The sequence below is a fragment of the Agarivorans sp. Toyoura001 genome, assembly GCF_005405585.1.
In the GTDB taxonomy this organism is placed as follows: domain Bacteria; phylum Pseudomonadota; class Gammaproteobacteria; order Enterobacterales; family Celerinatantimonadaceae; genus Agarivorans.
Genome location: NZ_BJEQ01000003.1, coordinates 79,493 through 105,477 on the forward strand (window position 1 = coordinate 79,493; position 25,985 = coordinate 105,477).

Below are 25,985 nucleotides of genomic sequence, written 5' to 3' on the forward strand. Positions count from 1 at the left end.
CACAGCTTAAGGCTTATTCCTCTTCTGGCGCCAGGGTAAGAGACAAAGGTTGGTCTTGCGGGTAGCCCGATAAATCAATGTCACTGCCATTAAGCCGTAAGCTAAAACCTTCTATTTGCGAGAAATACAGCGACGCCGGGTGCATCACTTGCCAAGTTCGCAAATCGCCCATGCCTAGCCAACCGTCAAACACCACTTTGTCGCGACCATCAATCACCAGTAACTCTGCGCGATCATCAGCTTCAATCTCTAGCTCTATCACTTGATCGGGGCGTAATGTTTCTGGCTGCCATTGATCGCTAGGCGCTACCCAGTAATAAGTGCGTGAACCTTGCCAACGATAAGGCAGCTGCGTAGGTGGGCGAATAGGTAAAATAGGCCGCATTGGATGTTCAATAGGATGGCTAGGAATGGGGCGTTCAATCGGTTGCTCAGGTTTATGTAAGCGCGCAGGCTGGGCGCTTTGCTCAGCAATACACGCTTCAATTAAGCCTATTACCAATAATATGGCCAAACCGATATTACATAAAAATCTCAGCATTAGTCGCCTCAAATACGCTTAAACCTTTGATTAGTAATAATAGCTGAAAAATTCATATATACTCTTGGTACATGATCATATTTACAGTGGTTTAAGTGGAATTAAGCAGCTTACCCATTACCGCACTTAAGGGCGTGGGCGACAAACTTGCCGAAAAACTCCTACGCCTACAGATTCGAAATGTGGGCGATTTGCTGCTGCATCTGCCACACCGCTACGAAGATCGCACACGCATTTGGCCAATTAATGATTTATTGCACGGCGCGCACGTATCGGTGCATGGCGAGATCACCAAAGTAGAAACCATTCACGCCCGCCGACGCATGTTAACCTGCCGAATTAGTGACGGTAGCGGCAGCATAACACTGCGTTTCTTTAACTTTAACAACGGCCAAAAAGCTGCCATGCAACAAGGTTTGTGGATGCGGTGTTTTGGTGAAGCCAAGCGCGGTAAACATGGCTGGGAAATGATCCACCCCGAATACAGCATTGTGGCCGATCCCAGTGCGCCATTGATGGATGAGAAACTCACCCCGGTTTACCCCACTACCGAGGGCTTAAAACAGCTCAACTTACGAAAGCTCAGTGAGCAAGCCTTTACTCTGCTTAAACAATACCCATTAGTGGATTGGCTGCCGCCAGCGTTACGGCCACATGGTTTAGATCTAAATCAAGCACTTATGCAATTGCACCGCCCGGAACCCGATACCGAGTTGTCTTTGTTAGAAGAAGGTCGCCATCCGGCTCAGCAACGATTAGTCATTGAAGAACTGGCAGCACATCAGTTAAGCATGTTAAAGCTTCGCCAAGAGCAACAACGCCAAGCAGCCATAGCCCTGCCCTTGGCAACCGAGCTAGAGCGCCACTTTCTCGCTCAATTACCCTTTAAACCAACCAATGCTCAACAGCGCGTAGTCGCAGAAATAAAAACTGATACTCAGCAGCCACATGCCATGATGCGCTTAGTGCAAGGTGATGTAGGCAGCGGCAAAACCTTAGTGGCGGCTATGGCGGCCTTGCAAGCCTTGGGCAACGGCTACCAAGTTGCTTTAATGGCGCCTACCGAAATTTTGGCCGAACAACACGCGCTCACCTTCGCCAGTTGGTTTGAGCCCTTAGGCATAAAGGTAGATTGGGCTGCAGGTAAACAAAAAGGCAAAGCTCGCGCCGAAGCGATGGCAAGAATCGCCAATGGCGAAGCACAAATGGTGGTGGGCACTCATGCTATTTTTCAGGAGCAAGTGCAGTTTGCTCACTTAGCTTTAGTGATTATTGATGAGCAACACCGCTTTGGTGTTCATCAACGTATGGCCCTGCGAGAAAAAGGCGCGGCGATAGATGGTAGCAATACCCTGCCACACCAACTGATAATGACAGCAACCCCTATCCCCCGCACTTTGGCCATGACCGCTTACGCAGATCTGGAGCTTTCAATTATTGATGAGCTGCCACCGGGGCGAACACCCATTAAAACCGTGGCACTGCCCGATACCCGCCGCGAACAAGTTATTGAGCGAGTTTATCAAGCCTGTCATACCGATGGCCGGCAAGCTTATTGGGTGTGTACCTTGATTGAAGAGTCGGAAGTATTGCAGTGCCAAGCCGCCGAAGACACCGCCGACACCTTGCAAAAGCAACTGCCCGATCTGCGAATTGGTTTAGTACATGGCCGCATGAAACCCCAAGAAAAACAGTGGGTAATGGAACAGTTTAAAAGCCACCAGCTCGATTTATTAGTGGCCACTACCGTGATTGAAGTGGGGGTAGATGTACCCAATTCTAGTTTAATGATTATTGAAAACCCTGAGCGTTTAGGCTTGGCGCAATTGCACCAATTGCGCGGCCGCGTGGGTCGCGGCAAGGTAGAAAGCCACTGTGTCTTGATGTACCACAGTCCGCTGTCTAAAACAGCCAGCTCACGCTTAAGTGTATTGCGCGACAGTACCGATGGCTTTGTGATTGCCCAGCGCGATATGGAGATCCGCGGCCCCGGTGAGCTACTAGGCACCAAACAAACGGGATTAGCAGAGTTTAAAATTGCTGACTTGGTAAGAGACCAAGCCATGATAGGCGAAGCACAAGCCTTGGCCAAACAGTTGCTACAACAAACACCCGCCTGCATTGAGCCGCTCATTGCGCGCTGGTTAGCTGATCGCGAGCAGTTTGCTCAAGCATAACTAAGTTAGGCTATAAATCTCGTCTCGACAGTGTTCCACCAGTACCTCTTGCAACCACATATATAAAGGGTTTTGTCGATTACGATAATGAAACACATAACCAGTATCATATTTTACCGCTAAATCTAAAAAGTCCTCGCCTAATTCAAACCGTTTAATACCCGGTATATCTTCGGGAGGATAATAAGTAACACTGGGATACATAAAGTCACTCACCCGCAGCACATCCAAAATAGAACCTGGCAGCTCTGAGCGAAAACCAATGGTAATCTCTACTCCATGATTAGCGAGAAATTTTTCGGCCTCACTGCGCGCAGCACTCCAGCCAGGCACATGAATTAGCGCAGTACTGTATTTGGCGAAATCCTGTGGAGACACCGTATTTCCCTCTATGGGGTGACCTTCTTTGGCATAAACATAAATGGGCTGGCGCCATAATCTACGTTGTACCAACTCCTTAGAGCCTTCTACCGGCAATAAACACAAACCAAAATCAATTTGCCCGCGCTGAATTAACTCACAGGTATCGGCGCCCCAAGTTGCCACTTGCAAGCGCAGTTCTGGAGCGTGTTGCTGTAACACCACAAATAGTCGCTTGGCAACAGAGGCTAATAACATCGGGTGCATAGCCACCTTAATCAAGCCTTCTAGCTCAGCCGGATTAAAATCGTTATGGTGGTCCACCACATTGGCTAATTCGGCCAATATGCTAGGTAAACTTAGCGAAAGCTGTTCCGCTTTAGGGGTGGCAATTAAGCCATGCTGAGCACGAACAAACAGTTCATCCCCAAAGTGTTCTCGTAATTTTTGCAAGGAGCGACTAATTGCCGGTTGGCTTACGTTCATTCGCTCAGCCGTGCGCCGAGTATTTAGCTCTTGGGCTAAAATAACAAACACTTTGAGTAGGTTTAAATCGAGTGATTCAAATGAACTATTGGTCACTGGTTACCCCGCGGCTATTGGTGGCAGAAACTGTTAGTAATTACTCATAACAGTAGCAGTGAAACCCGCTAAGCTCATCATAATTCGAATAAGCTAGGTATTTACTGAGCAAGCGCACATAAACGCAATGGGAACTTAAGGCATAAAAAAACCGCCAATAGTGACGGTTTATTGTTTAAACGCTGCGGTTAACCGTCTAACTCTTTGTCATACCAATTTCGGCTGCAGTTCACCGCCCGCTTCCAGCCCTTGTATAGCCGTTCTCGTTTCTCTTCGTCTCCGTCTGGGGTAAAGCAGCGATCGGGGGTATGGCTTTCGGCCAAACTCTCAATACTCTCCCAATAGCCCACCGCTAAACCAGCAAGATAAGCGGCACCCAATGCCGTTGATTCTATCAGCGAAGGGCGTACCACTTCAGTGCCTAATGCATCTGCTTGAAACTGCAACAAGAAATCATTGGCTACAGCGCCACCATCCACCCGCAGTTGCTTGAGCGAAATATCTGCGTCGGCTTGCATAGCTTCTAGTAAGTCACGACTTTGGTAAGCAATCGACTCAAGCGCTGCGCGAATAATATGATTTCGGTTAGCCCCGCGAGTTAAGCCTACAATAGTTCCACGAGCATAAGGGTCCCAATAAGGAGCGCCTAAGCCCACAAACGCCGGCACCAAGTATACGCCGTTGGTGTCGTCTACTTTAGACGCGAAATACTCCGTATCCGAGGCATCGCGAATCAAACCCATTTCATCGCGTAACCACTGAATCGTTGCCCCGCCCATAAACACGCTGCCTTCTAAGGCGTAATTAACTTTCCCGTCAATCGAAAACGCGATGGTGGTTAACAAACCATGGGTTGATTTAACTGGCTTTTCGCCGGTGTTCATTAATAGGAAGCATCCGGTGCCGTAGGTATTTTTTGCCATGCCTTTTCGGTAGCACTGTTGGCCAAACAAGGCCGCTTGCTGGTCTCCGGCAATCCCGGCAATGGGGATTCGGGTTCCACCTTTACCACCAATATTGGTTTGCCCATAGATTTCTGAACAGGCTTTTACTTCTGGCAGCATTTGCCTAGGCACACCCAACATATCCAGCAATTTTTGGTCCCATTCCAAAGTGTGAATATTGAACATCATGGTACGTGAAGCGTTGGTATAATCTGTAACATGCACTCGCCCATTGGTGAGCTTCCACACTAACCAGCTATCTACTGTGCCGAACAACAAATCGCCCGCTTCGGCTTTGTCACGTGCGCCTTCTACATTGTCGAGGATCCACTTAAGTTTTGACCCAGAGAAGTAGGCATCAAGAATCAAGCCGGTGGTGTCTTGGATGTAATTTTCCCAGCCTTGCTCGCGTAACGCTTCACACAATTCGGTAGTACGGCGACACTGCCACACAATGGCATTGTAAATCGGTTGGCCGGTATTTTTATCCCAAACAATGGTTGTTTCACGTTGGTTAGTAATACCAATCGCCGCAATTTGATCACTGCGAATACCAGTTTTTGCCAGCACCTCGGTTAGCGACGCACTCTGGCTGGCCCAAATTTCCATTGGATTGTGCTCAACCCAACCTGATTTAGGGAAAAACTGACTAAATTCGCGCTGAACGCTACCTACAATTTCTGATTGTTGATTAAAAATGATGGCTCGAGAGCTGGTGGTGCCTTGATCAAGCGCCACAATATAACGCGCAGTGTCCATTGATAGATTCGTTCCACTTAAACATTTGCATTCATTATGCTCGAAAACGAACATTTTAGAACATTTTTTTAACCATTTCGTGACAAGCGCTTAAATTTGGCAACCCAATAGCTCAGTAAAAACTTGTAGTAACCTCGCCTATATCACTTTGTTAATCGTGACAATATTTGGTTTTTAAGTAGACTTAGCCTGTCTAGAAAATAGTCCTTATTACGGAACCCCCAGTTGTGAAGCAGACCCAGCGCCACCAGCAAATACTTCAAGTCATCAAAACTCAAGGCTTTGTCGCAACAGAAGAACTCGTTGAATCGCTCAATGTGAGTCCGCAAACCATTCGCCGAGACCTTAACGTTCTCGCCGAGCAAAAGCTGATTCATCGCCACCATGGCGGTGCCTCTTTGCTAACCAGCAGCGTGGTAAACGATTCATACTCTACCCGTAAGATTAAACAGCACGTGGAAAAAGAAAGCATTGCGCAAAAAATTGCCGAGCAAATTCCTAACGGTGCGTCACTGTTTCTAGACATTGGTACCACTGCTGAGACCATCGCCAGAGCTCTGCTTAATCATCGTGACTTGCGCATTATTACTAACAACATACATGTTGCAGCATTGCTGATGGTGAAAGATGATTTCAATGTGATAATGGCAGGCGGAGCGTTACGTAACAAAGATGGCGGCATAGTGGGCGAAGCAACTATTGATTTTATTAAGCAATTTCGCTTGGATTACGGGGTAATCACCGTTAGTGGAATTGATTTAGATGGTTCCTTATTAGACTTTGACTACCACGAAGTACGTGTCACTCAAGCCATTATTGCCAGCTCGCGCAACGTGATACTGGCGGCAGACCACAGTAAATTTGGTCGCAACGCCATGATTAACATTGGCAACATTGCCCAAATTGGCCAGCTTTATACCGACCGGCCAGTACCCACCGACATTGCTGACATTTTAAAGCGCGAAGAAGTACAACTTACCCTATGCCCTCCGTCGCAGCCAAGCAGCGCTAACTAAGCAAATTTTTTGCGGATTAAATCACCTAAAAACTGCTTATAGCGGGTAGGCTTTGCAGGACAAAGTAGCTGCAGCGCAAGCAGTTCGTCACTGCTAATTTCCCCTCCCTCGCCATGGGCCAGTAAATAGTTGCTCACCGCCAATTGTCGGTAGCGCTCAAGAGACGCTCTGTAGTCCGCTGGCTGGCTTATTGGAAAAGGACAAATCAGCTTCTGCTTTACCCTTAAAATAGTATCGGCCACATACAAAGTTTGAGTTTCTGGGTGATACAAAGACAAATCGCGATCGGTATGCCCAGGAGTAAATAGCACCTGCCAATCACTAAAACCGGGGAGCAGCTCACCATCTTTCAAGCGGTATTTGGTGCTTAACAGTGGAGAGTACCAAAGGTTAACGCGTTCGCGTTGATGACGCTGCCCAACATAGTATGCCAGCCCCAAATCCATTAAGTGCATCACTCTGCCTCTAAAGCCCTGATACCACTCGCCTGCAACATCGCCAGTAGCTAACTCAAGCGGGTAGTGCTTTTGGAGGTAACTCGCTCCACCGGCATGATCAGGATGCATGTGAGTGACCATCACCAATTTAAGTTGTTCAAAAGGACGACCCAGTTGCTCGATGATAAAACGCTTAAGTATTGAGACATCGGCACGTGAGCAGCCATCTAATAGCAGCAGCTTTTCTGGGTACTCAACCAAAAAAATATTTTGAATATAACCTTCAAGCTGATGAATCTTCATTCTGCTCCGACCACTTGTTAATAGAATGTGGCAGCTTAGAGCAAAAACTCCATGCAAACAAACAGCAGACAAGACACGCGCGAACAATTAACTCAACTTTTTTGCAACAATGATTGTTTTTCGATCTAGTTATGCTCTATTATGCTCGATAACGAAAACAAACGAACTTTAATTCATGAGGATCGCGAGTAATGGAACAAACAAACGACCCATATAGCTATGACTTAATTGTGATAGGCGGTGGTATAAACGGAGTAGGTATTGCTGCAGATGCAGCAGGCCGTGGCCAACGTGTCGCCTTGTTTGAACAAAACGATCTCGCCAGTGCCACCTCCTCTGCCAGCTCTAAGTTAATACACGGTGGTTTACGCTACTTAGAACATTATGAGTTTCGCTTGGTGAGTGAAGCACTGAAAGAACGAGAAGTATTATTGAAAATGGCTCCTCATTTAGTCGAGCCAATGCGCTTTCGTTTACCGCATCGCCCGCACTTGCGCCCATGGTTATTAATTCGTATGGGTTTGTTTCTTTATGACAACTTGGCGAAACGCGGCACGCTTCCCGCTTGCCAAGGATTAAGCTTTGGCCAAAACAGTGTGCTGAAAAAAGACATTACCAAGGGCTTTGAATACTCTGATTGCTGGGTCGACGATGCCAGATTAGTGATCAGCAATGCGTTACTCGCCGAAAAGCATGGCGCTTATATCGCGCCCCGCCATAAAGTGATTGCCGCAAAACGAGATGGCCAACACTGGTTGGTAGATGTACAAAATACCCACAGTGGAAAACAGCAACAATATCGCTGTGCAACCCTAGTGAATGCTGCAGGCCCTTGGGTTCAACAATTTATCGAACAACACATGCAGCAAACACCGCCGCGCACGATTCGTTTGGTGAAAGGCAGCCATATTGTGGTGCCCAAAATTCACAACGAACAGCAATCTTATATATTGCAAAACAGCGACAAACGGATTGTATTTGTCATCCCTTATCAACAGGAATACTCGCTCATTGGCACCACTGATGTGGAATATAAGGGCAACCCTTCTGAAGTCGCCATCTCAGACGAAGAAGTCAATTATCTTTGTGATGTGGTAAACCAGCACTTTAAGCAGCAAATTGCCCCTAGTGATGTGCTACATACTTTCTCGGGCGTTCGACCTTTATGCCAAGACGAATCAGACGACCCGTCTGCAGTGACTCGTGATTACACGTTAGAGCTGAGCGATGAAAGTGATGGCGCGCCACTGCTATCAGTATTTGGTGGCAAACTCACCACCTATCGAAAACTAGCCGAAGCAGCCTTAGAGATGCTGGCTCCGCGTATAAAAGATTTGGGTCCCGCTTGGACCAAAGCGTCGTTCCTACCTGGCGGGGCAATCCATAGCAGCATTCAGAGTTTTATTAAGTTACAGCAAGCCGAGTCAGACCTGCCAGCGGAGCTGATCGCTCGCTGGTGTATGCAATACGGTAATCGCGCCAAGCAACTGTTACACGATGCGCAACAGCAGGGATTAGGCGAGTTGTTTGGTGGCAACCTCTATCAAATAGAAGTGGATTACCTGCGCAACAATGAATGGGCCAGTGAACTTGATGACATATTGTGGCGCCGAACTAAACAAGGTTTGAAGTTTGATGCCGAGCAGCAGCAAACCCTGCAGAACTATTTGGCGAGCAAGCTTTCCTTAACCGCTGTAGAGAACGGTACTGTCGATTCGGTAAACGTTGATTAAAGACCCAATCTTGCTCAAGAAGTCCTTTAGAACTTCTTGAGCTTTTTTATCATTGCTTGACCAAAGCATGTTTGAAACACTACAAATCAATCCTAAAAATAACGCTTTAAACAGCATTTTTTACCAAAACCATACATTCACCTACGCTTTGCTCCTTTCTTTACACGCCCGGCACAGTTAGACTTCATCCACTTTAGTATGGATATGCTGACTAGAAATAATGAATCAGGAATTTTTGCCCCTAAGCCGCCCGGCGATTGAGCAGCAAGAAATAGATGCGGTAGTCGACGTACTTAAATCAGGCTGGATTACCACCGGTCCGAAAAATGCCGAGCTAGAAACCGCGGTAAAACAATACACTGGCGCTGAACACGCCGTGGCCTTGAGTAGCGCCACCGCAGGCCTTCACCTCACTTTGGTCGCATTAGGCATAGGCCCTGGCGATGAAGTGATTACCCCGTCAATGACTTGGGTATCCACCGTTAACCTGATTACCCTAATGGGCGCCAAGCCGGTATTTGTAGATGTTGATGCAAATACTTTGATGACCACCGCCGACCGTATTGAAGCGCAAATCACCAATAAAACCAAGCTGATAGTGCCCGTTCACTACGCTGGCGCTCCTCTCGATCTAGATGCTATTTATGCCTTAGCTGAACGATACAACATTCCCGTGGTCGAAGATGCAGCCCATGCTATTGGTTGTGAGTACCAAGGCAGGCCCATTGGTAAAACCGGTAACTGTATTTTCTCTTTGCATGCTATTAAAAACGTAACCACTGCAGAAGGCGGTATTTTTACTACCAATAACGCTGAACTGGCTGAGCGAATTCGCCGCTTAAAGTTTCATGGTTTAGGTGTTGATGCTTTTGACCGAGAAACCCAAGGTAGAGCCCCTCAAGCAGAAGTGATTGAACCGGGATACAAGTACAACATGCCCGATATTTGCGCGGTGCTTGGTTTAGGCCAAATGCAGCGTTTATCCGAGATTACTCAACAGCGTCAGCAGCTAGTGGCACATTACCGAGAACTGTTGAGTGAAGTGGATGGCATTTCGCCATTGAGCGTTCCTGACTATTCACATACTCACTGCTGGCATTTAATGATCGTAAGGGTTGATAATGATGTGTGTGGCTTTGACCGCGACCAGCTCATTAGTTCGTTAAAACAACACGCTATTGGCGCAGGTATTCACTTTAAAGCCTGCCATAGTCAAAAGTATTATCGTGAAAATTACACAAGTCGATTCGGCGAAATAAACCCGAATTTAAGCAATACAGAATTTAACAGCCAACGTATTTGCTCGCTGCCGCTATTTCCTAGCATGCAGTTAAGCGATGTTGAGCGTGTGGTAACAACAATCACTCAACTTATTGGATCTTCTCATGAGGCATAAGCAAGAAATCAAATTCGTATCTATCGTTATTCCGGTTTACAACGAAGCTGATAGTTTACAAGAGCTGATTAAACGAACCTGCGCAGCCGCAGATACCATGGGCAAAGATTACGAAGTTCTATTGGTTGATGACGGCAGTAAAGACAACAGTGCCGACCAAATTGAAGCGGCCGCCGCTGCAGAAGGGAGCCATGTTGTGGGTGTCATCCTAAACCGTAACTATGGCCAACATAACGCTATTATGGCCGGTTTTGAGCATGTGCGTGGTGACTTAATCGTTACTCTAGATGCCGACTTACAAAACCCGCCAGAAGAGATCCCTAACCTGGTGGCCAAAGCAGAAGAAGGTTATGACTCGGTAGGCACTGTGCGTAAAAACCGCCAAGACAGCCGCCTTCGTCGCTACCCTTCAATGCTTATCAACAAGATTGTAAAACGCTCAACCGGCGTAGAAATGAACGACTACGGTTGTATGCTGCGCGCTTATCGCCGTCACGTAGTGGATGCGATGTTACAGTGCCACGAACGCAGTACTTTTATTCCCATTTTAGCCAACGGCTTTGCTCGCCACACCATCGAGATTGATGTTGAACACAGCGAGCGCCAACAAGGCGAATCAAAATACAACATTATGGGTTTAATCAACCTGATGTTCGATTTGCTAACCAGCATGACCACTGCACCGCTAAGAATGCTCAGCATAGTGGGCGGAGCCATTGCGGCTTTAGGCGGTTTATTTGGCCTAGTTTTACTCTTTATGCGCTTAGTTTACGGCGCTGAATGGGGCGTAGACGGGGTATTCCCACTATTTGCTCTATTATTTATCTTTATTGGTGCTCAATTTGTAGGTTTAGGTTTGCTTGGCGAATATATTGGCCGCATCTATTCCGACGTACGAGCACGACCGCGTTATTACGTTCAAGATGTGTTGGTAGGCGAAGCCACCAAACAGGCGCGCGATAGTAAGCCTGAATAAGTAACGATACGCGAAACTCATTTACCAATTATTTCTAAGGAATAAACCATGAAAGCAGTGGTGTTTGCTTATCACAACATTGGTTGTGCTGGCATTAAAAGTCTTCTCGACGCGGGCGTAGAAATTGCCGCAGTATTTACTCACTTAGACGATGGTAACGAAAACGTCTTTTTTGAATCGGTTGCTAAACTAGCCGCCCGTAATGGCATCCCAGTATTTGCCCCAGAAGATGTAAACCACCCGCTATGGTTAGAAAAAATTAAAGCGATGCAGCCAGAGGTATTTTTCTCTTTCTACTATCGCTCTATGATTAGCCAAGCCGTATTAGATTTAGCCCCTAAAGGTGGCTTTAACCTGCATGGTTCTTTGCTACCACGCTATCGTGGCCGCGCGCCAGTAAACTGGGCATTATTAAATGGCGAAACCGAAACTGGCGTAACCCTACACGCCATGACAAGCAAAGCCGATGCTGGCGATATTGTTGCCCAAGAAAAGCTAAGTATTAACCAAGATGATACTGCCGCGACTTTGCACGCTCGCCTAACCGAGTTAAGTAGCCAACTGTTAGCCAAAGCGCTGCCGCAACTGGTTGCAGATAAGCACTCTCTAACTCCACAAGATGAAAGCCAAGCCACTGTATTTGGTCGCAGAACGCCGGCCGATGGTGAAATTAAATGGGCGGAAAACGCATCAACTATCTTTAACCTTTGTCGTGCGGTAACTGAACCCTTCCCTGGCGCCTTTACCTTCTTGGGTGAGCGCAAAGTAATCTTCTGGAGCACCACTGCTAGCGAACAAGAATTTGATGCAACGCCAGGTACCATTGTAGCCACTGCGCCGCTGACCATTGCCTGTACTCAAGGCTCATTAGTGGTTAATGCCGGTCAAACCGAAAACGGCTTGTACTTAAACGGAGAGCAACTGGCTGGCGAAATGCACCTAGTAGCGGGCATGCGTTTTGGCCCACAAGCCAGTGCCGTAATTGCAGCAAAACGTCGCCAAAAAGTACTGATTTTAGGCGCCAATGGCTTTATCGGTAACCACTTAACCAAGCGCTTACTAGATGACGGCAAATACGAAATCTACGCAATGGACATGAGTGCTAACCAAATTGAGCAGCATTTAGAGCACCCTGATTTTCACTTTGTCGAAGGTGACATCACCATTCATAACGAATGGATTGAATACCACATTAAGAAGTGTGACATTGTGCTGCCACTGGTAGCGATTGCCACCCCCATTGAATACACCCGTAACCCGTTACGTGTATTTGAACTGGACTTCGAAGAAAACCTAAAGATTGTGCGCGAATGTGTGAAATACAATAAACGCATTATCTTCCCGTCAACCTCAGAAGTATACGGCATGTGTACTGATGAAGAGTTTAACGAAGACAGTTCGCCGCTAATTACTGGCCCAATTAACCGCCAGCGTTGGATTTACTCAACCTCGAAGCAGTTATTAGACCGCGTGATTTGGGCTTACGGTAAAAAAGACAACCTTAAGTTTACCCTATTCCGTCCGTTTAACTGGATGGGCCCACGTTTAGATAGCTTGAACTCAGCGCGGGTTGGTTCTAGCCGTGCGATTACTCAGCTAATTCTAAACTTGGTTGAAGGTACGCCAATTAAGCTGATTGATGGTGGTGAACAGAAACGTTGTTTCACTGACATCTCGGAAGCCATTGAAGCCTTGTTCCGTATTATCGAAAACAAAGACGGCTTGTGTGACGGCCAAATCATTAACATTGGCTCGCCAGACAACGAAGCCAGTATTAAACAAATGGCTGAAACCCTAGTGGATAAGTTTGACGCACACCCACTGCGTGAAAAATTCCCACCGTTTGCCGGTTACCACTTAGTAGAAAGTAAAACCTTCTATGGTGATGGTTACCAAGATGTTCAGCATCGCCGTCCAAGTATTCGCAACGCCAAGCGCTTACTTGATTGGGAACCTAGCATCATGATGGAAGATACCATCGAAGAAACCTTAGACTTCTTCCTTAAAACAGCCGTTGACGAGTAACAATGAGTTCGAAAGATACGATAAAAGTTGGTTTAAGAATTGATGTAGATACCTTTCGTGGCACGCGTTTAGGCGTGCCCAAGTTATTAGACATTTTTCAACGCCACAACATTAAGTCGTCATTTTTCTTCACCGTTGGACCCGACAACATGGGGCGCCATATTTGGCGCCTTTTACGTCCGGCCTTCTTGAAGAAAATGCTCCGCTCTAAAGCCGCTAGCTTATACGGCTGGGATATCATTTTCCGTGGTACTTTTTGGCCCGGCCCAGTGATAGGCAAAAAGCTCGCATCAGTCATAAAAAATACTGATCAAGCCGGCCATGAAATTGGCTTACACGCTTGGGACCATCACAAATGGCAAATGAAAACTGACAGCATGTCGCAAAGTGAATTAGGCAATGAAATTCGCAAGGGTTATCAAATGCTGGCGGGCATTACCGGCAAAGACGTGCAATGCAGTGCGGTAGCAGGTTGGCGATGTACCGAGACCACTCTTGATGAAAAAGAAGCGTTTCCGTTTCGTTATAATAGCGACTGCCGAGGCGAATCTATTTTTGTTCCTAAACCAGGCATGGCGCCACAAATCCCGGTGACCTTACCCACCTACGACGAGTTAATTGGTCAAGAAGGCGTAGACGAAAGTAATTATAACCAAGCCATTCTAGATAGAATTAAAGCCGATAGCTTAAACGTGTACACCATTCATGCAGAAGTAGAAGGCATTGTTTGCGCTGAAATGTTTGAGCAACTGATTATTGCCGCCAAGCAACAAAACATTGAATTTGTGCCACTGTGTGACTTGCTTGACCAAGATTATGTGTCTTGGCCACAAGATAGCATTCTTAATATAGAAATGGATGGACGCGAAGGTTGGTTAAGCCATCAAGCGTCGCTTATTCGCCCTCAAACGCCTTAAATCAGGACTAACCATTAGCATGCGCCACTTACGAATCAACCTAGCCACTTGGGTGCCCATCTTCTTTATTTTGCTCTACCTATTACCTTTAGGTATGCGTGATTTATGGTCACCCGACGAACTACGCTACGCCGAAATTTCACGTGAAATGGTCAGCAGCGGTGATTGGGTAGTGCCGCGTTTTAACGATTTACGTTATTTCGAAAAACCGGTAATGGGTTATTGGATGAATGCGGTATCGCAGTTGGTGTTTGGTGAAACCAATTTTGCGGTGCGCGCGGCGTCGGCCTTTAGTGCCTTAGGGGCAGCATTTTGTATTTTCTTGTTGTTAGCCCGCTTTGCCTCACGGCCGGTAGCTTGGTTAACCTCAGGCATTTATTTAAGTATGTTTATGGTGTCGGGGGTGGGCACCTATAGTGTGTTAGACAGCATGCTGAACCTCTGGCTTACCGCCAGTTTTACTGCGTTTTACTTTGCCATTCGCAGTGAAGAAATGCGGCAACGCGCTAAATATTATGGTTTGGCTGGTTTCTATTGCGGGTGCGCAGTATTAACCAAAGGCTTTTTGGCATTGGCTTTGCCGGTGCTGGTAGTTGTGCCATACATGTTATGGACTAAACAATTTAAGGTGCTATTAAAATGGGGCTGGTGGGTAATGCTGCTTGCCTTGCTCACCTGCTTGCCGTGGGCCTTAGCAGTACATGCCGCTGAACCTGATTATTGGCATTACTTCTTTTGGGTGGAGCATATTCAGCGGTTCTCCGCCGAAGATGCCCAGCACTCTGCGCCAATCTGGTATTACTTGCCATTTTTAGCCGCTGGCGTACTGCCATGGTTATTTTGGTCACCCAGCGCCATTAGCCACCTAAAAGGACAAATGCATTCTCCGTTGCTTCGTTATGCCTTGTTATGGGCAGTATTGCCTTTGGTCTTTTTCTCTTTAGCTAAGGGCAAGCTAGCCACTTATATTCTGCCAATTATGGCTCCGCTAGCGATTTTATTTGCCTTTGGTATTCAGCAAGCTTTTGCTAAATCCTGTAAAGGTTTAAAGTGGGGAAGCTACTTAAACGCGGCCTTATTTGCCCTACTCGCCATAACCACGCTAGTATTACACTTCACTGGAAAACTGCCCTTAGATGCTGAAGAGTCTTACCGCCCTTGGTTACTGTTTAGTATTTTCGGTTTCTGGTCTGCAATGGCCGTGGTAGCGATAAAAGCCAATAGCCTCAACAGCAAAGTCGCCAGCTACATGTTAATGCCGCTGGGATTATTTATGTTGGCATGGGCAACCTTTCCTAATGTCAGCATCTACTCAAAAATGCCCGCTAAATTTATGCAGCAAATCTCTCACTTGGTAGAGCCCAATACTGTATTAGTGGCAGATTACCCAGACACTATGTCGGCGTTTAACTGGTACTTTAAACGTGAAGATGTTTACTTAGTGGGTCAAAAAGGTGAAGTAAGATACGGCCTAGAGTATCCCGATGCTCAGCACCGCTACATTGAAACTAAAGCGCTAGCTAGATTTATTGAGCAACAACGGCAACATGCACCAGTGATGATTTATTATCGCGATAAACCCGATATGGGCGGTGAGTTACCAGACACTACTCAACGCATAGATAAAGGTCGCTACACCGTGCTCTATTATCAAGCGTTAAACCAATAATGCTTGAGTGGTTATTGGTGGTGGTATCCATTAGTTGCAGCTCGTTGAGCCAATATTGGCAGAAACGCGCGGCGCTGTTGTTTGCTGATCAACCTGAGTTAAGTACGGTAAGCAAATTGCTATCTAAGCCTTTGCTACTGGGCATTATGTTTTTGGCCTTAGGTGCAGTGTTTTGGCTAGGTGTACTCAGCCAGTGGGATGTATCCGTTGCTTACCCATTACTTAGCAGTAACTTTGTGATCATGTTACTCATTTCTAAATTTGCCTTTAACGAACCGGTCAGTCGTCGCCAGTGGTGCGGTGTCACCTTAATTATGTTGGGTGTCGCTATTCTTGGAGGGGCAAGCCAATGGCTTTAAAAACTGAGCCAAGAAGCGTGGCCTTAGCATTGCTAAGCGTAGTGTTTATCTCGCTGGCCCAACTTGCTATGAAATGGGGAATGAGCCAGCTCACTCTTCATTTTTCGGCCTTAAATGAGCTATGGAATAGCCAGCAATACTTCGATGTACTGAGCGATTACCTTGCTTATTTTGTTAGTGTATTAGCAGGCTTAGGGTTTTATGCGCTGTCGATGGTATGTTGGGTTTTGGCGTTAAAACGATTAGCTCTTTCGGTGGCATATCCATTATTAAGCTTAAGTTACGTGATCGTTTATTTTTCTGCTATTGCTTTGCCGTGGATTGGCGAAGCCTTTAGTTGGGTGAAAGCCTTGGGCATCGTCTTTATTTTGGCTGGCATTGTCTTGGTATTTCCTCGAGCTAACACAAAAAGTAATACCTAACACCAGCAATACTGCGGCTTTCGCCAAAAGGGGTGAAGCCTGCGCTATTAAATGTGCGAATACTCAAGTATTGTTGCTATGTCTATCTGTATTACTATTGCCTTAAATTAGTCGCATGGAGTTTGCGCCAACATGAAACGCTTTTTTGACCTACTTGCCATCTTATTATTACTGCTACTGGCAACTTCGGTCTTTTTCTTGTTTTCTTTTCACCCAGATCGCTACAAAAGTGATTTTTTGCATTGGTTTAATCAACAAAGCGATTGGCAGCTCAACTATAAAAATACCCAATGGTCCTTGAAGCAACCTTTAAGTCTGCAAGCATTTGATCTTGAACTGGCGAAGTCTGGGCAAGCCGCTATTTTAGCTAAACAAGCAACGCTTAATTTTGCCTTAATGCCTTTGTTACAGGGCAACATTAGCCTTGATAGCTTATCGATTGATCAGGCACAGATTGCTCTAACTCAGCAGTTATTCGACGCCCCAGCCGAACCAATAGCCACAGAGCAACAATCAAACAACCCTGTTCTAGCTTGGCTTGACAGCGTAGAACTACAACAGGTTATTGTTAAAGATAGTGATTTTATATGGCAAGACGCTGAGCAACCCTATCGTTTAGAACGCTTTGAACTGGCCATTGAAGATTGGCAAATTGACTTAAACAACCCCAGCCCTAAACAATGGCAATTTACCTTACATAGCTCGGCGCAATTGTTGGTCACGCCTTGGCAAGAAATCGCCATGCCACAGCTAAGCTTGGCCTATGCTCAAGAACAGTTGGTGATTGACCATATCGGTGCCGACCTTTTACAAGGCTCGGTATATGCTTCTGCAGAGCTGAGTAATAAACAATTACGCATTCGCGAAGTGGCCTTAAATAGCCTGCGTTTAGAGCATTTTGCAAATCAGCAGTTTGGCACAACAGATGCTAATTCAGAGCCGCAAGAGCCACTCATTCTGCCTGAGTTAGACTGGCTTGATAGCATTCAAGTAGATAACTTATTGCTGAACCAAATTAGTTTGGTATCGCAAGTCAATGGCCACAACTTAGTACTCAATAAATTCACCGCAGAAGTCGAAAACTTTCAAAGTCCCTGGCCATTTGATCAACAAGCCTTTGAAGCCGATTACGCATTTATTGCCGACGAATTTGGCATAGATCATATTCAGTTTAACGACCTCACTGCGAGTGGACGCGTGGCACAAGGGCAATTTTCCTTAGCTGCCTTGCGGAGTCAGTTGTTTAAAGGCCAACTCAGCTTATCGCTAAGCTATGTATGGGAGCAACAAGCCTTAACCCTGCATCAACTGGTATTAGCCAATAACGAAATACCTATACAGCCCAATTGGTTACCACAAGCCCCAACAGATTCTGGCGAAGATTCGGTGCAGCCCAGCACTGAGCTCGGTGCTCCACTCCAACAATTCAATATTGAACAGTTGGAGCTACAGCAAGTTAAACTACTTTCTTACGCCGACCAATTCCCCTTTTCTGCCACCGGCCTTAACGTAGAGTTGCGTCAATTAGAGTTAATAAGAGACGGTAAATGGCAATCGGTAGATGATATTTGGCAGGCTCGAAGCCAAGTATTTGTAGAAGCGCCAGAGCTAGCTTACCGCGGCATGGTACTAAGCCATGTGAGTATGGATTTAGGGTCAGATCAACAGATAGGTTACTTCAATCTCTATGGTGAACTACCTTTAGGCCAATTTGAGCTGCAAGGGCAAGCGTTATTAGACCAAGAAAATAAACCATGGCAAGCCGAGTTATCAGGCTTGTTACTCGACGTAAGCCCACTAGCCCGCTTGGCAAACAACCGCGATTTTAGTTTAGTGGGGGATTTAGAACTGGCCGGAAAGTTACGTGGGAAACTGAGCGACTTTGGCGCTAATATCGACGGTTCAATCGACTTTCATAGCCAGTTATTACAACTGCCAGGTGCCGATTTAGAAGTGACTTTAGATCAAATTATCGAAAGCCCGCGTCAATACTTTGAAGACCCCAACCCACTCATTTCGTCAGGATGGCCTGTTTTTTGGCAAAATCCACGTAGCTTGCCACAAGGGATTACCCAATTTACTAATCTAGCCTTAAGTGCTGAACTTGAGCAGGGAAAACTGCGCATTGCTCCCCAGCCTCTACCGGGCTTGCGTTACCAGCTCACCTTAGCTGGTGAAGTAGACTTAGCTAAACAACGTTTTAACGACTTAAAACTGGTCGTGGCCGATCAGCCTTGCTGGCGTTTAGTGCACTCCATCACTGGTCAATGGAGCCAACCCGCAGTGAGCTTCGATCACTATCTTTCACCTCGTCGCTACTCGGTAGACCAACAAGATTTTGTTAGAGCACCTAGCATTCCTCAGTGTCGTTATCCTCTAGCAGGGCAAGTAAGCGAATAAGTCTAGAGTTGTATGGCTAAAGGCTGATGCTGCGCTTGTTCAATAAAACAATCTCGCAAAGGGTTCTGGCTACTGTCTTTACGCCACACAAAATTGAAGGTTCTACGCATATCTAAGCTAGGTGTATTTAAGGCTATTAACTCACCCGCTTGAATCGCCTGTTCTACGCTACGTAGTGGTAAACAACTTAAATACGCGCCATTAGCCACCAGCGCAACTAAACTCGGCACATGGCTATATTCTCGCCACACTTTTATCTTGGTAATTTTGCCATGAATCGCCCCGTTAAAAATATCTCGCGTTCCAGAGCCCGCCTCACGTAATACCCACCTTGCTCGACTAAGTTTGGCTAAGTTCACTTCTTCATGAGACGCTAGAGGGTGCTGCTTACCCGCCACTACTACTAACTGGTCTTCACACCAAACTTGCTGAGCAATTCGGCTGTCGCTGCAATGCCCTTCTATAATGCCAAGTTGCAAACGATAGTCGAGCAAACCTGCTAACACTACTTCGGTATTACTGATCTGTGGGTGAATCACCAAGTCAGGATAGTCTTTATCTAGCTTAGCGATGATCTGCGCCAAAAAGTATTCCGCGATAGTTTGGCTAGCGCCAACAGTAAGCTCTCCGCTTATCACTTGCTGCCCAGCAAACCCCTGCATAATGTGCTGACTTTCCATTAACACTCGCTTGGCTCGTGGACGCAACCAGTGGCCCCAATGATTGAGTCGTAGTCGTTTTCCTTGGCGCTCAAACAAACGTTGTCCCAAACCGGTTTCCAGTTGATTTAAAGCCATACTAGCAGCAGACTGAGTCATGGATAGTTGCAGTGCAGCGGCACTAACACTGTGGGTTTCGGCAATGCATACAAACACCGACAGCTGTTTAAGACTAAAGCGATACAGATGCTGCATATAAACTTTCCTGATGAACTAAACGAGGTATATTCAATACTCTAATATACCTCGTTAGCACTAAAAGGAAACGGCCTGATAAGAAAGGGTTAGCTAGAGCCTTTTGTAGGAAGGAACGAACTTAAGAATCAAGGTGAGCTTTCGGCAAAATAACATAAAAACCTTTAAATTCAGCGGCGGTTTTATTGTTATGGCAAACTTGCACAGTGACTGTCATTTTGCATTTTTTCCCCTCTAACAAGGGTAACAAGCTGCCTTTCATTTGGCTTTTCTTGACCTTGGCAATAGCGTCTTGGTCAATCGCTTTACGGTGTTTTATCTCACCCTTAGCCAATACAATATCTCCAGCAAAGCCATGTTCTTGCAGCATCAACCAAATCATTCCCCAACCCGACAATACCGCCTGGCTATATATGCTGCCGGCAAACATAGTGGAATGCGGATTACCGTTTCCGGCAATAGGTAATTTGGTAGTTAGTTCGTTGCCGGTATATTGATGTAGCCGAACGCCCATTTTTTCACTTAAGGGAATTTGTTGGTTAAACATTAACTGTAAGGCAGTACATAACTTAGGTTGACGAACAAAACGGTGTTCTGGAGACAGCTCCTTCACCATTTGTTGCACTTTTACTTTTACTTTATCAAAGGTAGGGTCGCCAGCAGGTTCAAAGCCACAGCTAGTAAAAAAAGCCTGAGCGTCACCACGGGCATTGACTACAATACGCTCTACGCCTTCATCATGGGCCGCCTCTTCTAACGCCAACATCAACAACGTTCCTAAACCGTGTTTACGTTGCTCAGGGCAAACAGCTACATGACGAATAAGTGCTTCTTTATTATCACTTAAAAACAAGCGACCAACCGCTAAAGGGTCACCTCTGTTATCACGAATCATGCGATGAATACTGTGATCATCATAAGCATCTCGCTCACTACCGAGTGGTAGCTGCAAAGGTTTGTTCAATACTTCCCAACGAAATTGATAATACTTATCCATTTCACCAGACGCATCTGGGCAAATCACCTTAAACATAGCTATTCCCTTATTGCTTATCAGCCAAACCCACGGCTGCAGCGCTGTGTCTTATTATGACACTTATCATCATTAAAAATTCATCACCCCATACCAAGTATTATCATTAACCTGGAGTGCTAACTTTACATATTGCACCTAATCGCAACAATAAACCAACACTTAACATGGTAGTTAGCATGTCCATCACACTGTGGTAGTTCAGCCACCACATCAGCGCCAAATAAGCGAAATAAATGGACCAAGACACCAAGCGCCAACGAGGCCTAGCCAGATGAAGTAACACTTGAAGACAAAAAGCTAGCGCAGTATGAGTGCTATAGTCCAAACCCCAGCGTGGCCACCATGAATAATGGAGATCTATTAGCATCAACCCGTAAGTGCTTGCTAAGCCTACCAGTAATAACAAAATACCATTTTGAAGCTTTTGCTGTTGCTCCTGCTTTAGGTATCGAAAAGCGATAAGCACTAATACAAGCACCAACAATGGTGTGTATAAGTCGGCAACTACAGCCAAAAACTGCGTCATAGTAAAAACCCATTAGCTCAGTCTAAAATGGCCATCAGTTTACTATTGCCCAGCGGAACAATATACAATGATAAATCGGCCAATCTAGTCCTTAGGAATTTGCTCAGTGTTAAAGAAAAGCATAATGGCGCTAACCACACTCGTTGCCATAACTTGTGGTGCTCAGTACCTAAGCCATTCGCAATACCGCCAGCAGGTGAAGCAAATCGTGGCGGACTTCAACCAGCAGAATGAGTGGCAATTAAACCAAACTGTATTGAGCAGCAACTGGTTTCAGCAACAAGAACAATGGCAACTTACAGGCAACCTAAGCCAGCTGGGTTTAGATCCCCAGCCAATTGAGCTTCACGTCATTCAGCAAGTTAGCATCTGGCCGTTATGGCTTGAAGGAAAGTGGCAAGTTGACCCCGAGCAAGCAAGTTATCAGCAGTGGTTAAGTGACTTAAACCTTACAGCAGTTCCACATTTAGGAACCTGGCAAGCTAACTTGCTCAGCCAGAAGTTACAGCAGCAATTGCGGGTAGATTCTTTTGAACATAACTACACGGAGTTAGCACTTAGCTTTAAGCCCATGAGCATTTCTACGGTTAGCGATTTGTCCTTTCAGCAAGGTGAGGCAACGCTTAGCTGGCAAGGAATGGAATTGCTTGATAGCCAACAAAATGGTGACCACATTCACTTAGGTAAAGTGGAAGCCAGCGAAACCTTTAGCCAGCGTCAGCAATGGACATTAGTAGAAAATGCCAGTTGGTCTGTCGAACAGTTACGCCTTCAATTAGGCCAAGGTGAAACCCTACTGAAGTTGCAGAACCTTTCAGTAAACAACAGCTTTAGTGAAATTAAACAGAATGCGTATTTAAGTCTAAATACTGAGTTAAATAGTTTCATTTTAAGAGAAGGGGCTGAAGTATTTCAGCTAGACCAATTAATACTGCGCTCTAGTTTAGGCGGTGTACCGATGCAAAGCTTAATTCAGCTGGCCCAGTCAAAATACACCTCGCTAAGTTCTGATGAGCGAGATGTATTGGTGCAGCAAGCAGTATCAAATGGTATTGAATGGCAGTTAGATACCTTAATGTTTGAGGTCGACTCGAGTTATAACAGCTTACCCTTACAGGGCGATATTAACCTAGCAGGCAAAGCGAAACTGCTACCTTTCGAACTCGACCAAGTAAGCCGCCCGATACAGCTATTGCGCTACATAGATTTAAATTTGGTCATAGATGTTGGCGACCAGCTGTTTAATCAAAGCCCTTTATCTGCGTATATTCTTGCTCTACGCAATGCCGGGTACTTGCTACATGAAGAAGGCCGAGATCGCAGCGAACTGATCTTCAACGACAACGAATTCACCATGAACAGCATGCCAGTTAATTAAGTGTGAAAACACTCTCTCCTCTCAACGCCGCTGAAGTCAGCTTGCTGACAATCACACGATAAAATCTTATTGAATGGTTCAAGCAGTCTAAATCTGGCAATGTGCGCTTAAGTAATCCGCACATTAGACCTCAAACTTGAGACAAAAAAATGCGGCGATAAACGCCGCATAAACAGGGATTAGAAAAAAACACACTGGTATTACACTACTGTTGCTGCTGTTTCTTCAATTGCTGCATAAAATGAGACTGCGCTTTTGTCGAACCAGCTCGCTCTGCCTCCTCGACTAGGTTTAAGGCCCTAGTAAGGTCATCCTGTGCTACTGCTTTACTAATTTGATCTAGATAAAAAGTCTCTGTATCACTTAGCATATCTGCGCTTGGCGCTTTAGTAGCAGCTACCGTGGTGGTAGTGGCTACTGCAGTAGCGGCCGCTGCATCTGCTTTAACTGGAGCAGCTTCAACGGGCGTTAAATTTTGATTGGGTTCAGCCGAAGTAACAAACGACGAACTGAATAACACTTCGCTAAAACGAATATCTAGGTTACCTATCGGAGAATGTTTTGAATAATATTTAAAGGCCGAAGGTAAACCACCACCGGTTTTTTCTTCGTAAACAACTTTAGGATCAATCAGTTCGGTTTTACCGCCATATTCATTGGCTTTACTGTAAACCAATAAGTAACGTGCTTGTTTGGCTTGCTCAGGTGTGATGGCCTGCTGCATAGATAAAAAGCCTTCCGGGTCTAATGTAGTACTTTCAATTCGAAGCACCTCATTCAAACCTTGATCATAAAAAATCGCGGTAGGTACAAATACGGTACGCGCTACAAGACTATCTAAATGAAAGGTAAATTGAGAGATATCATCAGGGATCAGTAAGGCTGCGGTATAAGAGTTACCTTCAGGAAATTGAACTACTGGTGACTTTTCAGTGACATCGATACGATTAGTTCTGTCTAAAGACAATAACTGATATTGCAGCTGTGAGGGTAGCTTTGGAGAAACACTTGAAGATTGTAAGTTGGCTGCTATTTTTGCCTCATCGGCAAATTGAGCCCCCCAAGTTCTAAACGGGTCAGTGACTTCTAAAGGCTTGTCATTGCTAGAACTTGAACACGCGCTAGCTAAAACACAAGCAACTACTACCGTTAATACTTTTTTCAAATTTCCACCTCTTAAATGCGGGCGCTAACACCTTAGCGCCCACTCCTTGGTTTGAGTACCTATTTAAACAGTACTCAGCTTAGCTGGGTTTACCACCAAGCTTCAACCATGGCACCCACTTTTGTTACGTCAACCGTCTCTTTTCCATCAGTTTTCACTTCACCTGTTACAGCGTAGAAGCGAACAACTGGGCGTGACCACATGAAGTGACCCACTTGGAAGTTTTGCGACAAGGTGATTTTCCATGCGTCACTTTTGTTTGCAGAGCCGCCAACATCTGTGCGCTCGGTAAAGTGAACACCCGCTTCTAGAGCAGTAGCCATGTACTCAGTCCAGTGATGCTGAGGACGAACAGCAACGGCGTATTCAACTTTTTCGTCGAATGAGCAACCAGTTTGCTTACAATCGACTAACAAGTAGTTAGCGTTGTATTCCATGGCTGTCATTTCGCCAAAGTTAACTGCACCGTCTAAGAAAGCACCGTAAGAAGCGGCTTTTTTATCTTCATAGTTTGACCAGTTTTGGCCCGCTGAGTTAGCAGAAATCAATGCGGCAGCGTCAGTTTCGTAACGAGCAGCAACTTGGAACCAACCATTGCTTAAACCTTGACGGTAAGAAGCAAATACCTGCCATGCATCATTGTTTTCAATGCGGTCAGGGTTAGCTGCATCATCTATATCCCCAGTAGTAAACGCGTAGTTACCACGGAATTTAAGAGCACCTTGCTCACTCACTTTAATATCATGCAAATTAAAGGCTAAAGAGTTAACTGAACCCTTTTTATTTTCAGGAGTTGTACCACCACCACCTTGTGTCCAACCTAAATCAAGTTGAGCAAAACCAAGGTTTAAGTTATCAACACCGGCACCAGAACCATCGGCACTAAGCATGAAGTAATCGCTCAAGCCACCTTGTTCACGACCGTAGAAACGTTTACCAGCCCAAACATAAGCATCTGGTTGTGAAGCAAAAATACCTTTACCACCACCGTAGAACTGAGCTAAACCGATGGTATCGCCCCAAGTAGGCGAGTAACCAGGAGTGTTAAGCATAACGTTCATGTCAAATTTAGCATCGCCATTCTCAAAACCTTGAGAAAGCATAAACTCCATCCAGTTGTCTTCGTTACCAAGACGACCTGCACCATTAATTTCACCGTGTTCGCCTTTTAGCTGAACAATTTCGTCGCCCGATGCTTCTAAAGCATAGCGGCCGTAACCAGAAAAATTAGGGGTACCCGCGAACGAGCTAAGAGAGGTTGCCGCTGACGCGACTGCAATTGCAATTGTAAGCGCTTTCACTTTCATTTTGTTCAACTCCGTGTGAATCTTGAAATTTTATTGGAAGCATTTTTTATATATGGCGAACTAGCCATGGTTAAGAAGTATAAGACTCAAAATTAGATAAATAAGTGACCAACATCACTAATGAAAGCGCTTGCAAAAAACAAGGATCACAATTTAAACAAAATTAGAACCTATAGTTTCATGAAATATAGTGAAATAACCCCATGCAACATGAAAGCAGTTTCACGGATAAACCATTGTTATTTATGAGTTATTCATCTAGAGAAATAAGGTGCTGTATACTTATGAAACAAATGATGTTTTTTCGCATATTCACTTTTGTTACAAAAACTAAACTATGTGAGATGAATCAAATAATTGTTTTCATCTGATGTTTTTTACACTTATTAGTGCATCAATAAGTCTCAATACCTATTATTAATTAGTTAAAATGAAGCTTTGAGTTGATAAGGAAAAACAAATAAAGCATTAAAATTCATGAAAATACTGAAGCAAATGTTAGCGGCGGTACCTTTAATTTAGCCCCAAGCCTTATTTTCTCATCGAACAAGTCAACACGCGATGCAATAAAATAACCAGCTAATGTTTTTTAGCATTCTCACAGGCCTCGCAATACGGCAATGGAATTCTTTCATACATCAAC

General features: G+C 45.4%; 21 protein-coding genes. 12 read left to right on the top strand and 9 right to left on the bottom strand.

Features of this window, described 5'->3' with window-relative positions:
* Positions 1–13: 13 nt before the first annotated feature.
* Entirely contained in the window at positions 14–541 is a 528-nt protein-coding gene (locus tag FFR00_RS05655; RefSeq protein WP_137672410.1) for a RodZ domain-containing protein, read from the bottom strand.
* Between the two features lie 95 nt (positions 542–636).
* Here FFR00_RS05655 and recG point away from each other — a divergent pair, with 95 nt between their 5' ends.
* Entirely contained in the window at positions 637–2,718 is a 2,082-nt protein-coding gene (recG, locus tag FFR00_RS05660) for an ATP-dependent DNA helicase RecG (protein ID WP_137672411.1), read from the top strand.
* Here recG and FFR00_RS05665 read toward each other — a convergent pair whose 3' ends face one another.
* Both FFR00_RS05665 and glpK read right to left on the bottom strand, forming a co-directional pair.
* Positions 2,719–3,660: a LysR family transcriptional regulator gene (locus tag FFR00_RS05665; RefSeq protein WP_137672412.1), complete on the bottom strand. Its 942-nt coding sequence runs from the start codon at positions 3,658–3,660 to the stop codon at positions 2,719–2,721.
* Between the two features lie 188 nt (positions 3,661–3,848).
* Positions 3,849–5,363 carry a glycerol kinase GlpK gene (glpK, locus tag FFR00_RS05670; RefSeq protein WP_137672413.1) on the bottom strand — a complete coding sequence of 505 codons (1,515 nt, stop codon included), beginning with the start codon at positions 5,361–5,363 and terminating at the stop codon, positions 3,849–3,851.
* Between the two features lie 227 nt (positions 5,364–5,590).
* Between glpK and FFR00_RS05675 the strand changes: the two genes are divergently transcribed.
* Positions 5,591–6,379, top strand: a complete 789-nt coding sequence (locus FFR00_RS05675) for a DeoR/GlpR family transcriptional regulator (protein ID WP_137672414.1) — start codon at positions 5,591–5,593, stop codon at positions 6,377–6,379.
* Here FFR00_RS05675 and FFR00_RS05680 read toward each other — a convergent pair.
* Positions 6,376–7,119 (bottom strand): MBL fold metallo-hydrolase, encoded by a 744-nt coding sequence (locus tag FFR00_RS05680; protein WP_137672415.1) that lies wholly within the window; start codon positions 7,117–7,119, stop codon positions 6,376–6,378. The genes FFR00_RS05675 and FFR00_RS05680 overlap by 4 nt on opposite strands.
* Positions 7,120–7,310: 191 nt before the next feature.
* On the opposite strand from FFR00_RS05680, the gene glpD reads away from it, so the two are divergent.
* The 9 genes from glpD to FFR00_RS05725 all read left to right on the top strand — a co-directional run bounded on the left by glpD (position 7,311) and on the right by FFR00_RS05725 (position 19,016).
* A complete protein-coding gene (glpD, locus tag FFR00_RS05685) occupies positions 7,311–8,852 on the top strand; it encodes a glycerol-3-phosphate dehydrogenase (RefSeq protein WP_137672416.1) in 1,542 nt (513 codons plus the stop codon).
* Positions 8,853–9,072: 220 nt separating this feature from the next.
* Positions 9,073–10,248 (top strand): UDP-4-amino-4-deoxy-L-arabinose aminotransferase, encoded by a 1,176-nt coding sequence (arnB, locus tag FFR00_RS05690; protein ID WP_137672417.1) that lies wholly within the window; start codon positions 9,073–9,075, stop codon positions 10,246–10,248.
* On the top strand, positions 10,238–11,224 hold the full coding sequence (arnC, locus tag FFR00_RS05695; protein ID WP_137672418.1) for an undecaprenyl-phosphate 4-deoxy-4-formamido-L-arabinose transferase: 987 nt from the start codon (positions 10,238–10,240) through the stop codon (positions 11,222–11,224). Before arnB ends, arnC begins: the two co-directional genes overlap by 11 nt.
* A gap of 48 nt (positions 11,225–11,272) precedes the next feature.
* Entirely contained in the window at positions 11,273–13,249 is a 1,977-nt protein-coding gene (gene arnA, locus FFR00_RS05700; RefSeq protein ID WP_137672419.1) for a bifunctional UDP-4-amino-4-deoxy-L-arabinose formyltransferase/UDP-glucuronic acid oxidase ArnA, read from the top strand.
* A 2-nt stretch (positions 13,250–13,251) separates the two neighbouring features.
* On the top strand, positions 13,252–14,166 hold the full coding sequence (gene arnD / locus FFR00_RS05705) for a 4-deoxy-4-formamido-L-arabinose-phosphoundecaprenol deformylase (protein ID WP_137672420.1): 915 nt from the start codon (positions 13,252–13,254) through the stop codon (positions 14,164–14,166).
* 19 nt (positions 14,167–14,185) lie between these two features.
* Complete coding sequence (gene arnT / locus FFR00_RS05710) at positions 14,186–15,835, top strand: lipid IV(A) 4-amino-4-deoxy-L-arabinosyltransferase (protein WP_137672421.1); 1,650 nt, start codon at positions 14,186–14,188, stop codon at positions 15,833–15,835.
* A complete protein-coding gene (locus tag FFR00_RS05715) occupies positions 15,835–16,194 on the top strand; it encodes an EamA family transporter (RefSeq protein ID WP_137672422.1) in 360 nt (119 codons plus the stop codon). Before arnT ends, FFR00_RS05715 begins: the two co-directional genes overlap by 1 nt.
* A complete protein-coding gene (gene arnF, locus FFR00_RS05720; RefSeq protein ID WP_137672423.1) occupies positions 16,185–16,616 on the top strand; it encodes a 4-amino-4-deoxy-L-arabinose-phosphoundecaprenol flippase subunit ArnF in 432 nt (143 codons plus the stop codon). The genes FFR00_RS05715 and arnF overlap by 10 nt, the downstream gene beginning before the upstream one ends.
* Before the next feature lie 132 nt (positions 16,617–16,748).
* Entirely contained in the window at positions 16,749–19,016 is a 2,268-nt protein-coding gene (locus tag FFR00_RS05725) for an AsmA-like C-terminal region-containing protein (RefSeq protein ID WP_137672424.1), read from the top strand.
* A gap of 2 nt (positions 19,017–19,018) precedes the next feature.
* Here the strand turns inward: FFR00_RS05725 and FFR00_RS05730 are convergent, their stop codons facing one another.
* The 3 genes from FFR00_RS05730 to FFR00_RS05740 form a co-directional block, all read right to left on the bottom strand.
* A complete protein-coding gene (locus FFR00_RS05730; protein ID WP_137672425.1) occupies positions 19,019–19,930 on the bottom strand; it encodes a LysR substrate-binding domain-containing protein in 912 nt (303 codons plus the stop codon).
* A gap of 121 nt (positions 19,931–20,051) precedes the next feature.
* Complete coding sequence (locus FFR00_RS05735) at positions 20,052–20,963, bottom strand: bifunctional GNAT family N-acetyltransferase/hotdog fold thioesterase (RefSeq protein WP_137672426.1); 912 nt, start codon at positions 20,961–20,963, stop codon at positions 20,052–20,054.
* A 106-nt stretch (positions 20,964–21,069) separates the two neighbouring features.
* The gene (locus FFR00_RS05740) at positions 21,070–21,492 is read right to left on the bottom strand and encodes a hypothetical protein (RefSeq protein ID WP_137672427.1); all 423 of its coding nucleotides are present in this window, start codon (positions 21,490–21,492) and stop codon (positions 21,070–21,072) included.
* A 124-nt stretch (positions 21,493–21,616) separates the two neighbouring features.
* On the opposite strand from FFR00_RS05740, the gene FFR00_RS05745 reads away from it, so the two are divergent.
* On the top strand, positions 21,617–22,870 hold the full coding sequence (locus FFR00_RS05745; protein WP_137672428.1) for a DUF945 domain-containing protein: 1,254 nt from the start codon (positions 21,617–21,619) through the stop codon (positions 22,868–22,870).
* Positions 22,871–23,075: 205 nt separating this feature from the next.
* Here FFR00_RS05745 and FFR00_RS05750 read toward each other — a convergent pair whose 3' ends face one another.
* Positions 23,076–24,035: a MalM family protein gene (locus FFR00_RS05750; RefSeq protein ID WP_137672429.1), complete on the bottom strand. Its 960-nt coding sequence runs from the start codon at positions 24,033–24,035 to the stop codon at positions 23,076–23,078.
* 89 nt (positions 24,036–24,124) lie between these two features.
* Positions 24,125–25,342: a carbohydrate porin gene (locus tag FFR00_RS05755; RefSeq protein ID WP_137672430.1), complete on the bottom strand. Its 1,218-nt coding sequence runs from the start codon at positions 25,340–25,342 to the stop codon at positions 24,125–24,127.
* Positions 25,343–25,985 lie beyond the last annotated feature (643 nt).

Bases quoted from the DNA above. Each gene is read 5' to 3' on its own strand.
- arnB (WP_137672417.1), top strand. From the start codon at position 9,073: ATGAATCAGGAATTTTTGCCCCTAAGCCGCCCGGCGATTGAGCAGCAA.
- FFR00_RS05735 (WP_137672426.1), bottom strand. From the start codon at position 20,963: ATGTTTAAGGTGATTTGCCCAGATGCGTCTGGTGAAATGGATAAGTAT.
- arnC (WP_137672418.1), top strand. From the start codon at position 10,238: ATGAGGCATAAGCAAGAAATCAAATTCGTATCTATCGTTATTCCGGTT.
- FFR00_RS05755 (WP_137672430.1), bottom strand. From the start codon at position 25,342: ATGAAAGTGAAAGCGCTTACAATTGCAATTGCAGTCGCGTCAGCGGCA.
- arnA (WP_137672419.1), top strand. From the start codon at position 11,273: ATGAAAGCAGTGGTGTTTGCTTATCACAACATTGGTTGTGCTGGCATT.
- glpK (WP_137672413.1), bottom strand. From the start codon at position 5,363: ATGGACACTGCGCGTTATATTGTGGCGCTTGATCAAGGCACCACCAGC.
- FFR00_RS05740 (WP_137672427.1), bottom strand. From the start codon at position 21,492: ATGACGCAGTTTTTGGCTGTAGTTGCCGACTTATACACACCATTGTTG.
- arnT (WP_137672421.1), top strand. From the start codon at position 14,186: ATGCGCCACTTACGAATCAACCTAGCCACTTGGGTGCCCATCTTCTTT.
- FFR00_RS05725 (WP_137672424.1), top strand. From the start codon at position 16,749: ATGAAACGCTTTTTTGACCTACTTGCCATCTTATTATTACTGCTACTG.
- glpD (WP_137672416.1), top strand. From the start codon at position 7,311: ATGGAACAAACAAACGACCCATATAGCTATGACTTAATTGTGATAGGC.
- FFR00_RS05715 (WP_137672422.1), top strand. From the start codon at position 15,835: ATGCTTGAGTGGTTATTGGTGGTGGTATCCATTAGTTGCAGCTCGTTG.
- FFR00_RS05655 (WP_137672410.1), bottom strand. From the start codon at position 541: ATGCTGAGATTTTTATGTAATATCGGTTTGGCCATATTATTGGTAATA.
- arnF (WP_137672423.1), top strand. From the start codon at position 16,185: ATGGCTTTAAAAACTGAGCCAAGAAGCGTGGCCTTAGCATTGCTAAGC.
- arnD (WP_137672420.1), top strand. From the start codon at position 13,252: ATGAGTTCGAAAGATACGATAAAAGTTGGTTTAAGAATTGATGTAGAT.
- FFR00_RS05680 (WP_137672415.1), bottom strand. From the start codon at position 7,119: ATGAAGATTCATCAGCTTGAAGGTTATATTCAAAATATTTTTTTGGTT.
- FFR00_RS05745 (WP_137672428.1), top strand. From the start codon at position 21,617: ATGGCGCTAACCACACTCGTTGCCATAACTTGTGGTGCTCAGTACCTA.
- FFR00_RS05730 (WP_137672425.1), bottom strand. From the start codon at position 19,930: ATGCAGCATCTGTATCGCTTTAGTCTTAAACAGCTGTCGGTGTTTGTA.